A 10516-nucleotide genomic window follows, 5' to 3' on the forward strand; every position below is an offset into this window, starting at 1 on the left:
AACGTTCCTAGGCGCCTCTGTGAAGGTTTGGTGGATGACCGAAAAGGTTCTCGAAAGCCTTGTCGAAACCGTTACCTGTTCGACCCATTGACACCCCTACCGCGCCGTCCTTACTGTCACGCCAGCATTTCGAACGTGTGACGAAATCTCGAACAGCTGAGGGGCAACTGCCGTGCGTATCACCGGAATCAGCACTCACGTGGTCGGGACGCCCTGGCGCAACCTGACCTACGTCCAGGTGCACACCGACGAGGGGATCACCGGAGTCGGCGAGACCCGGATGCTCGGTCACACCGACGCGCTGATCGGCTACCTGCGGGAGGCCGAGGCCAACCACATCCTCGGTTCCGACCCGTTCGCCGTCGAGGACCTCGTGCGCCGCATGAAGTACGGCGACTACGGCCGGGCCGGCGAGATCGTCATGTCCGGCATCGCGGTCGTCGAGATGGCCTGCTGGGACATCAAGGGCAAGGCCCTCGGCGTGCCGGTGTGGCAGCTGCTCGGCGGCAAGGTCGCCGACCGGGTCAAGGCGTACGCCAACGGCTGGTACACCACCGAGCGGACCCCGGAGGCCTACCACAAGGCCGCCCAGGGGGTCGTGGAGCGCGGCTACAAGGCGCTCAAGATCGACCCCTTCGGCACCGGGCACTTCGAGCTGGACCACGACCAGACGCTGTACGCGGTCTCCCTCATCGAGGCCGTCCGGGACGCCATCGGCCCGGACGCCGAGCTGATGCTGGAGATGCACGGCCGCTTCTCCCCCGCCACCGCCGTCCGGCTGGCCAAGGAGATGGCCCCCTTCAAGCCGGCCTGGCTGGAGGAGCCGTGCCCGCCGGAGAACCTGAAGGCGCTGGAGAAGGTCGCCGCCAAGGTGGACGTCCCGGTGGCCACCGGTGAGCGCATCCACGACCGGATCGAGTTCCGCGAGCTGTTCGAGAGCCAGGCCGTGGACATCATCCAGCCGGACGTCGGCCACATCGGCGGCATCTGGGAGACCCGGAAGCTGGCCGCCACCGCCGAGACCCACTACATGCTGGTCGCGCCGCACAACGTGGGTGGCCCGGTGCTCACCGCCGCCTCGCTGCAGGTCGGCTTCACCTCCCCCAACTTCAAGATCCTCGAGCACTTCAACGACTTCGCCGACGCGGAGATCAAGAAGGTGGTCAAGGGGGCGCCGGAGGTCGTCGACGGCTACTTCCACCTCTCCGACCGGCCCGGCCTGGGCGTCGAGCTGGACACCGACGCGGCCGCCGAGTTCCCGCAGCAGCAGGCTCGCTTCGACCTGTGGGCCGAGGGCTGGGAGCAGCGCAAGCCCAAGGGCACGAAGTGAGTTCCCAGGTCCTCGTCGAGGCGCCCGGCGCCCACCGGATCGAGGAGCACGTCCCCCGGGAGCCCGGCCCGGGCGAGGCGCTGGTCGCCGTGCACGCGGTGGGCATCTGCGGCAGCGACCGCGAGGTGTACCAGGGCAACCGGCCGGAGGGCTACGTCCGTTATCCGCTCACGCCGGGCCACGAGTGGTCCGGGACCGTCATGAGTGTCGGTGCCGGGGCGCCCGCCTCGCTCGTCGGCCGCAAGGTGGTCGGTGAGGGCTTCCGCAACTGCCAGGTGTGCGACCGCTGCCACGCGGGCGAGACCACGCTGTGCGGCGCGGGGTACGAGGAGACCGGGTTCACCCAGCCGGGCGCCATGGCCGCCACGCTCACCCTGCCCGCCCGGCTGCTGCACCCGCTGCCGGACGACGCCGACCTCACCGCGGCCGCCCTGCTGGAGCCGGCCGCCTGCGTCGCGGCCGCCGCCCTGAAGTCCGGGGCCCGGCCGGGCGAGCGGGTCGCGGTCGTGGGCACCGGCACGCTCGGCATGTTCGCCGTGCAGTTCCTGAAGGCCGTCTCGCCCGCGGAGCTGCTGGTCGTGGGCACCCGCCGCGACCGGGAGGCGCTCTCCCGGCGGTTCGGCGCCACCGGCTTCCGGCTGCGCGACGAGCGGCTCCCGGACGACTTCGACGTCGTGATCGAGACCGCCGGGTCCGCGTCCGCCGCCCGCACCGCCGCCTCGCTGCTCCGGCGCGGCGGCCGCCTGGTCCTGACCGGCATCCCGGCGCCGGGCGCGGACGGGCTCGACCCGACCGACCTCGTCGTACGGCAGCTGGAGGTGCACACGGTCTTCGGCGCGCCGCCGGACGCCTGGTCGCACGCCGTACGGGTCTTCGGCGCCGGTCTGCTGGACCCGCTGCCGCTGGTCACGCACGAACTGCCGCTGACCGAGTTCCCGCACGCCATCGAGCTGGTGGGGGCCGGTGATCCCACCGTGGGCAAGGTGCTGCTCCGCCCCTGACCGTGCGCCGGCCGGGGCCTGACCTGACGGCGCCCCGGCCGGCGTGCATCCGAGGACCTTTTTCGTACCCCGAGCCGCGAACCTTGTCCGAGATACCGAACACGAAGGACAACTTGTGACCGACGCCTCCGCCCCGGCAGCCCGCCGGCCCGGTGAGCAGCAGCTCGCCGCACTCGGCCTGGGCGCGCCCGCCCTCGACCCCGCCGACGCATCCGCCCACAGCTTCCCGGGCGGCGGCCGCTGGCGCACCGAGATCCCCTCGTGCGAGGGTCCCGAAGCGCTGGCCGTCGTCCTCAAGGAGGCCTCGCGCCTCGACGTCCCGATCCACCGGATCAGCCAGGGCAGCGGTGTGTGGATGCTCACCGACGCCGAGATCACCGAGATGGTCGACGCGACCGCCGAACGGGACATCGAGCTCTGCCTGTTCACCGGCCCGCGCGGCACCTGGGACATCGGCGGCTCGGTGCGCTCCGACTCCCGCGGCGCCGGGCTGCGCGCCCGCGGCCACGACGCCGTCGCCGGCTGCGTCGAGGACGCCGTCCGCGCCACCGAACTGGGCGTCACGTGCCTGCTGGTGGCCGACGAGGGCGTGCTGTGGACGCTGCACCGCGCCCGGCAGTCCGGCATCATCCCGGCGGACACCACGCTCAAGGTCTCCGCGCTCATCGGCCCCGTCAACCCGGCCTCGTACGCGGTGTACGAGCGGCTGGGCGCCGACTCGGTCAACGTGCCCAGCGACCTGACGCTGGATCACCTCACGGAGATCCGACGGGTGTCCGCGGCTCCGATGGACATGTACATCGAGGCACCCGACGACCTCGGCGGGTACGTGCGGATGTACGAGGTCGCCGAGCTGATCCGGCGCGGCGCGCCGCTCTACCTGAAGTTCGGTCTGTCCAAGGCCCCCGGCATCTACCCCTGGGGCACCCACCTCAGGGACGTGACCCTGGACACCGCCCGGGAGCGGGTGCGGCGCGGCCGCCTCGCCCTGGACCTGCTCGCCCGGCACGGCGCGGACGGCGACATGGCGCCGCTCGGCTCCCGGCTGCCCGGCCCGCTCCACCGCTTTCCCGCCGACGGCTGAACCCGCCGTAAGCGACCCCCCTCTCCCCGACGGACCACACAAGGACGGATGACCATGCGCAACCGCAGAGCCGCACTCACCGCGATAGCCGGAGCCGCCTCGCTCGCCCTCGCCCTGACCGCCTGCGGCCAGTCCGGCAACGGCGGCAGCAAGGACAAGGGCGGTGACGCCAAGGGCGGCACCATCGGCATCGCGATGCCGACCAAGTCCTCCGAGCGCTGGATCAACGACGGCAACAACGTCGTCAAGGACCTCGAGGCCAAGGGCTACAAGACCAAGCTGGTCTACGGCGAGGACAACCCGGACACCCAGGTCTCCCAGATCGAGAACCTGATCACGCAGGGCGTCAAGGGCCTGGTCATCGCGGCCATCGACAACAAGTCCCTGAACAACGTGCTCCAGGAGGCCGCGGACGCGAACATCCCGGTCATCGCCTACGACCGGCTGATCCTCGGCACGAAGAACGTCGACTACTACGCGTCCTTCGACAACGAGAAGGTCGGTGTCCTCCAGGGCACGTACATCGTGCAGAAGCTCGGCCTGGACAAGGGCAAGAAGGGCCCGTTCAACATCGAGCTGTTCGCCGGCTCCAACGACGACAACAACACCAAGTACTTCTTCAACGGCGCGATGAGCGTGCTCCAGCCGTACATCGACAAGAAGCAGCTGGTGGTCAAGTCCGGCCAGACGGCGCTGAACAAGGTCACCACCCTGCGCTGGGACGGCGCGACCGCGCAGAAGCGCATGGAGGACATCCTCACCTCCTCCTACCAGTCCGGCAAGGTCGACGCGGTGCTCTCGCCGTACGACGGCATCTCGATCGGCGTCATCGCCGCGCTGAAGTCGGACGGCTACGGCTCCAAGGGCCAGCCGCTGCCCGTCATCACCGGCCAGGACGCCGAGCTGGCGTCGGTGAAGTCGATCATCGCGGGTGAGCAGACGCAGACCGTCTACAAGGACCTCCGCAAGCTCGCCGACGTCGCCGCGACCATGATGGACGACGCCCTGAAGGGCAAGAAGCCGCAGGTCAACGACACCAAGACGTACGACAACGGCAGCAAGGTCGTGCCCGCGTACCTGCTCCAGCCGGTGAGCGTGGACAAGTCCAACTACGAGGACGTGCTGGTCAAGGGCGGCTACTACACCGACGCCGAGCTCAAGTAATCCGGACAGTCCCGGCCGAACCCCACTGATTGGAAGGCACGACCATGGCGGGACCCGTCCTGGAAATGCGCTCGATCGTCAAGACCTTTCCCGGTGTCAAGGCGCTGTCGGACGTCACCCTGACCGTCCGGCAGGGCGAGGTCCACGCCATCTGCGGCGAGAACGGCGCCGGGAAGTCCACCCTGATGAAGGTGCTCTCCGGCGTCCATCCGCACGGCACGTACGAGGGGGACATCCTCTTCGAGGGGGAGATCGTCCGCTTCAAGGACATCCGGGCGAGCGAGCAGCACGGCATCGTCATCATCCACCAGGAGCTGGCGCTGTCGCCGTACCTCTCCCTCGCGGAGAACATCTTCCTCGGCAACGAGCACGCCAGGGGCGGCTTCATCGACTGGCGGCAGACCCTGCGGCACGCCACCGAGCTGCTGCGCCGGGTCGGTCTGGACGATCACCCGGAGACCCGCGTCGCCGACATCGGCGTGGGCAAGCAGCAGCTCGTGGAGATCGCCAAGGCGCTGTCGAAGAAGGTGAAGCTGCTCATCCTGGACGAGCCGACGGCGGCGCTGAACGACGAGGACAGCGACAAGCTCCTCCACCTCATCCTGGAGCTGAAGAAGCAGGGCATCACCTCGATCATCATCTCCCACAAGCTCAACGAGATCCGCAAGGTCGCCGACTCGGTGACGATCCTCCGCGACGGCAGGTCCATCGAGACGCTGGACGTGAGGTCGCCGGAGACGACCGAGGACCGGATCATCACCGGCATGGTGGGCCGCGACCTGGACCACCGCTTCCCCGAGCGCACGCCGCACGAGGGCGAGGCGGACGCGGCACCGGCCCTGGAGATCCGCAACTGGACCGTGCACCACCCGATCGACCAGGAGCGCAAGGTCGTCGACGACGTGTCGATCGACGTGCGCCGCGGGGAGATCGTCGGCATCGCGGGCCTGATGGGCGCCGGCCGCACCGAGCTGGCGATGAGCGTGTTCGGGCGGACCTACGGCCGCTACGCGGGCGGCACGGTCCGCAAGGACGGCACGGAGATCCGCACCAGGACCGTCGCCGAGGCCGTCGGCCACGGCATCGCCTACGTCACCGAGGACCGCAAGCACTACGGGCTCAACCTCATCGACACGATCAACCGCAACGTCTCGCTGACCGCGCTGCACAAGGTGGCCCGGCGGGGGATCGTCGACGAACACGAGGAGCGGCAGGTCTCCGAGGGCTTCCGCACGTCGATGAACATCAAGGCGCCGACCGTGTTCGAGCCGGTGGGCAAGCTGTCCGGCGGCAACCAGCAGAAGGTCGTGCTCAGCAAGTGGATCTTCGCGGGTCCGGACGTGCTGATCCTGGACGAGCCCACCCGCGGCATCGACGTGGGCGCCAAGTACGAGATCTACACCGTCATCGACCAGCTGGCCGCCCAGGGCAAGGCGGTCGTCTTCATCTCCTCCGAGCTGCCCGAGCTGCTCGGCATGTGCGACCGCATCTACACGATGGCCGCCGGGCGGCTGACCGGCGAGGTGCCGCGGGCCGAGGCCACGCAGGAAGTGCTGATGCGTCAGATGACCAAGGACAAAGAGGTAACCCGATGAGCACCGATGTGACCGACAAGAGCCCGGCCTCGGCGCCGCCGGGCGGGAGCGGAGGGGCCGCCGGCACCGGCCTGCTGCAGCTGATGCTGGACGGACTGCGCCGCAACATGCGCCAGTACGGCATGCTGATCGCGCTCGGCCTGATCGTCGTCCTCTTCGCGGTGTGGACCGACGGCGACCTGCTGCTGCCGCGCAACGTCTCCAACCTGGTGCTGCAGAACAGCTACATCCTGATCCTCGCGATCGGCATGATGCTGGTCATCATCGCCGGCCACATCGACCTCTCGGTCGGCTCGCTGACCGCGTTCGTCGGCGCCTTCGCGGCCGTGCTCACGGTGCAGCACCATGTGGCCTGGCCCGTCGCGGTGGTGCTGTGCCTGCTGATGGGCGCGGTGGCGGGCTCCGTCCAGGGCTTCCTGATCGCGTATCTCGGCATACCGTCGTTCATCGTCACCCTCGCCGGGATGCTGCTCTTCCGCGGTCTGACGGAGATCCTGCTCAAGGGCCAGACCCTCGGCCCGTTCCCCGACGGCCTGCAGAAGATCGGCAACGGCTTCCTGCCCGAGGTCGGCCCGAACACCAACTACCACAACATCACGCTCCTCCTCGGCCTCGTCCTGTCCGTCGCCGTGGTGTGGCAGGAGGTGCGCGACCGCAGCCGCCAGCAGGAGTTCTCGCTGGAGGTGCTGCCCGCGAGGCTGTTCCTGCTCAAGCTGGTCGCGCTGGTCGCCGCGATCCTCGCCCTGACGCTGCTGCTCGCCAGCTACAAGGGCGCCCCGATCGTGCTGATCGTGCTCGGCGCGCTGGTCGTCGGCTACGGCTACGTGATGCGCAACGCGGTGTTCGGCCGGCACATCTACGCGATCGGCGGCAACCTGCCGGCGGCCAAGCTGTCCGGCGTGAAGGACAAGAAGGTCACCTTCCACGTCTTCCTGAACATGGGCGTGCTCGCGGCCCTGGCGGGTCTGGTGGTCGCCGCCCGCCTGAACGCGGCCTCGCCGAAGGCGGGCGTCAACTTCGAACTCGAGGCGATCGCCTCGTCGTTCATCGGTGGCGCGTCCATGAGCGGCGGTGTCGGCACCGTCCTCGGCGCCATCATCGGCGGTCTCGTCCTCGGCGTGCTGAACAACGGCATGAACCTCCTCTCCGTCGGCACCGACTGGCAGCAGGTCATCAAGGGCCTCGCCCTGCTGGTGGCGGTCGGGTTCGACGTGTGGAACAAGCGCAAGTCCGGTTCGTAAGTCAGCTCGGGCCCCGCCGGCCGAGCCGGCGGGGCCCCTCCTCTCACGGGAGCCGCACATGGAACTGAACAGACGCACGGTCATCGCGGGCGCCGCGGCGGCGGGGGTCGCCGCCACCACCCTCGGCACAGGCACCGCCCAGGCCGCGGCCGGGAGCGGGAAGCCGGTGAAGGAGCTGTTCGGCAAGCTCGCCGACGGCACCAAGGTCTACCGCTGGTCGCTGGAGAACGGGGGCACCCGCCTCAAGGTGCTGTCCTACGGCGGCATCGTGCAGAGCCTGGAGATCCCCGACCGGCACGGCCGCCACGCCAACGTGGTCAACGGCTTCGACAACGTGGACGACTACGTCGCCAAGTCCCCCTACTTCGGCGCCCTCATCGGCCGCTACGGCAACCGCATCGGCAAGGGGCAGTTCACCCTCGACGGCAAGAGCTACCAGCTCTCCGTCAACGACGGCGTGAACAGCCTGCACGGCGGGGCGAAGGGCTTCGACAAGCACGTGTGGGACGTGGAGCCCTTCACCCGGGGCTCCGACGTCGGCCTGCACCTGCACTACACCAGCGTCGACGGCGAGATGGGCTACCCGGGCACGCTGCGGACCAAGGTGACGTACACGCTGAACCGGCACGGCGAGTGGCGCATCGACTACGAGGCCACCACCGACAAGCCCACCATCGTCAACCTCACCAGCCACGTCTACTGGAACCTGGCCGGCGAGGGCAGCGGCACCGTCGAGGACCACGAGCTGCGCATCGCCGCCTCCCGCTACACCCCCACCGACGCGGGCCTGATCCCCACCGGCGAACTCGCGAAGGTCGCGGGCACCCCGTTCGACTTCCGCCACGCCAAGCCGATCGGCCGGGACATCCGGGCCGGCCACGAGCAGCAGGTGCAGGCCAAGGGCTACGACCACAACTGGGCGCTCGACAAGGGCATCACCGCGAAGCCCGAGCACGTCGCGACCCTGCGCGACCCGCGCTCCGGCCGCACCCTGAAGATCGCCACCGACCAGCCGGGCCTGCAGTTCTACTCCGGCAACTTCCTCGACGGCACCCTCACCGGCACCGGCGGCCGCACCTACCGGCAGGGCGACGCGCTGTGCCTGGAGACCCAGCACTTCCCGGACTCGCCGAACCACGCGAACTTCCCGTCGACCGTGCTGCGGCCCGGGCAGACGTACCGGACGACGACGATCCACACGTTCGGGGCGTGAGCCGTTCGCGTGATCGGGCTCGCGTGATCGGGCTCGCGTGAAGCGGCTCACAGCGGCGGTGAGTTGAACGCCACTGCCGTGCCCTCCGTACTGAAGGGTGGCCCGTGCTCCCCCGCACGGGCCACCCTTCGACGGAGGTCCTCTTGCCTGACAACGTCACCTCGTTGTTCCGCAACACCGCCGCGCACAGCCCCTCCATGGCGGCGCTGACGCGGCAGGGCGACGGGTCGGGCCCGGTGGACTTCTGCATCCCGTGCAACCCCTACTTCCCCACTCCCGCCATGTTCGAGGAGATGGCGGCCCGGCTGCGCGAGATCGTCACGTACTACCCCAGCAGCGCGGAGACCATCACCGCGGAGCTGTGCGACCTGCTCCAGCTGCCGCCGCAGTGCGTGGCCATGGGCAACGGCTCGACGGAACTGATCACCTGGATCGACCACCTGCTGGTCCGCGAGTCCCTCGCCGTCCCCGTCCCCACCTTCGGCCGCTGGACCGACCAGCCCATGGAGACCGGCAAGCGGGTCGACATGTTCCCGCTGCAGGAGGCGAACGGCTTCGCCCTCGACCTCGCCCAGTACGGCGAGTTCCTCCGCAAGCGCGGCACGCGCGTGGCCGTCGTCTGCAACCCGAACAACCCCGACGGGGGCTACCTGCGCAAGCAGCAGGTGGTGCAGTTCATGGACGCGATGGCGGACCTGGACCTGGTCGTCGTCGACGAGTCCTTCCTGGAGTTCGCCGACGCCGAGACCGAGCCGAGCGTCGTCCAGGAGGCGATGCTCCGCCCCAACGTGGTCGTGCTGCGCAGCCTCGGCAAGAACTTCGGCCTGCACGGCGTCCGCTTCGGCTACCTCGTCGCCAACCCCGCCCTGGCGGGCCGGGTCCGCTCCATGCTGCCCAAGTGGAACCTCAACTCCTTCGCCGAGCACGTGGTGTTCATGCTGAGGGAGCACGGCGCCGAGTACGCGCAGAGCCTGCTCCAGGTGCGCCGGGACCGCCTGGACATGGCCAGCCACCTCTCGGCCCTGCCCGGCCTGACGGTCTACCCGTCGCAGGGCAACTTCCTGTTCGTGCGCCTGCCCGTCGGCGCCGAGGGCACCGTGGTCCGCGACCGGATGCTCACCGAGCACCGGATCCTGGTCCGCGAGTGCGGCAACAAGATCGGTTCGTCCAGCCGCTTCCTGAGACTCGTGGTGCGCCCCCAGGTCGACGTGCGTCGCCTGGTGTCGGGACTGGAGCAGGTGCTCTACGGGACCAGGAGGGGAGCCGCCGTACCCGAGCTGAGCACCGGGACCAGCTACAGCGCGGGTACGGCGGCCATCGACCGGCTGATGAGCGAGACCAACGGGGCGGGTGTACGGGGGCTGGCGGCGCAGGCCGCGCCGGCGCCCGGCATGCCGCTCCCCGCAGCGGCACCGGCCGGCGGGATGCCGATGCCGATGCCGGCGGCGGCCCAGGCGGCTCCACCGCAGCCGATGGCACCCGCCCCGTCGGCGATGCCGACCCCGGCCGCGATGCCGACCCCGGCCGCGGTACCGCCCCCGGCGCCCACACCGGTCCCGGCACCCGCACCCGTGCCCGCGGTGGCTCCCGCTCCGCCTCCGGTCCCACCGGCGATGGTCCCCACTCCCCCGCCGATACCCACGCCGGCACCGGCACCCGCCCCGGTACCGGTCCCTGCCCCCGTGCCGGCCCCCGTACCGGCTCCGGCCGCCGCGCTGGGCCCGACACCGCCGGGCGTCCCGGCCCGCGGGGGCCTCACGGCCGCCCAGGTACGCGGCATGACGGCTCCGGGCACCCCGGTCCCGGCCGCCGGCCTGACCCCGGCCCCGGCAACGGGCTGGCCCAACGCCCAGAGCTGGCCGAACGCGGCGGGAATGGGGCAGGCGGG

General features: G+C 70.1%; 8 protein-coding genes. All 8 read left to right on the forward strand.

Annotated elements, in window-relative coordinates; genetic code table 11:
- Positions 1–172 precede the first annotated feature (172 nt).
- A complete protein-coding gene (locus AQJ66_RS12465; RefSeq protein WP_061920157.1) occupies positions 173–1330 on the forward strand; it encodes a mandelate racemase/muconate lactonizing enzyme family protein in 1158 nt (385 codons plus the stop codon).
- Positions 1327–2331 (forward strand): zinc-dependent alcohol dehydrogenase, encoded by a 1005-nt coding sequence (locus AQJ66_RS12470; protein ID WP_061920159.1) that lies wholly within the window; start codon positions 1327–1329, stop codon positions 2329–2331. The genes AQJ66_RS12465 and AQJ66_RS12470 overlap by 4 nt, the downstream gene beginning before the upstream one ends.
- Before the next feature lie 115 nt (positions 2332–2446).
- Positions 2447–3415 (forward strand): hypothetical protein, encoded by a 969-nt coding sequence (locus AQJ66_RS12475; RefSeq protein ID WP_061920161.1) that lies wholly within the window; start codon positions 2447–2449, stop codon positions 3413–3415.
- A gap of 54 nt (positions 3416–3469) precedes the next feature.
- Positions 3470–4579, forward strand: a complete 1110-nt coding sequence (chvE, locus tag AQJ66_RS12480; RefSeq protein ID WP_061920236.1) for a multiple monosaccharide ABC transporter substrate-binding protein — start codon at positions 3470–3472, stop codon at positions 4577–4579.
- A 44-nt stretch (positions 4580–4623) separates the two neighbouring features.
- Positions 4624–6174 (forward strand): multiple monosaccharide ABC transporter ATP-binding protein, encoded by a 1551-nt coding sequence (gene mmsA, locus AQJ66_RS12485; RefSeq protein ID WP_061920163.1) that lies wholly within the window; start codon positions 4624–4626, stop codon positions 6172–6174.
- A complete protein-coding gene (gene mmsB / locus AQJ66_RS12490; protein ID WP_061920165.1) occupies positions 6171–7415 on the forward strand; it encodes a multiple monosaccharide ABC transporter permease in 1245 nt (414 codons plus the stop codon). The genes mmsA and mmsB overlap by 4 nt, the downstream gene beginning before the upstream one ends.
- A 58-nt stretch (positions 7416–7473) precedes the next feature.
- Positions 7474–8628 carry an aldose epimerase family protein gene (locus tag AQJ66_RS12495; RefSeq protein WP_061920167.1) on the forward strand — a complete coding sequence of 385 codons (1155 nt, stop codon included), beginning with the start codon at positions 7474–7476 and terminating at the stop codon, positions 8626–8628.
- 143 nt (positions 8629–8771) lie between these two features.
- On the forward strand, positions 8772–10516 hold a 1745-nt coding region (locus tag AQJ66_RS12500), incomplete at its 3' end, for a pyridoxal phosphate-dependent aminotransferase (protein ID WP_107118923.1).

The organism is Streptomyces bungoensis, from assembly GCF_001514215.1.
Classification (GTDB): Bacteria; Actinomycetota; Actinomycetes; order Streptomycetales; family Streptomycetaceae; genus Streptomyces; species Streptomyces bungoensis.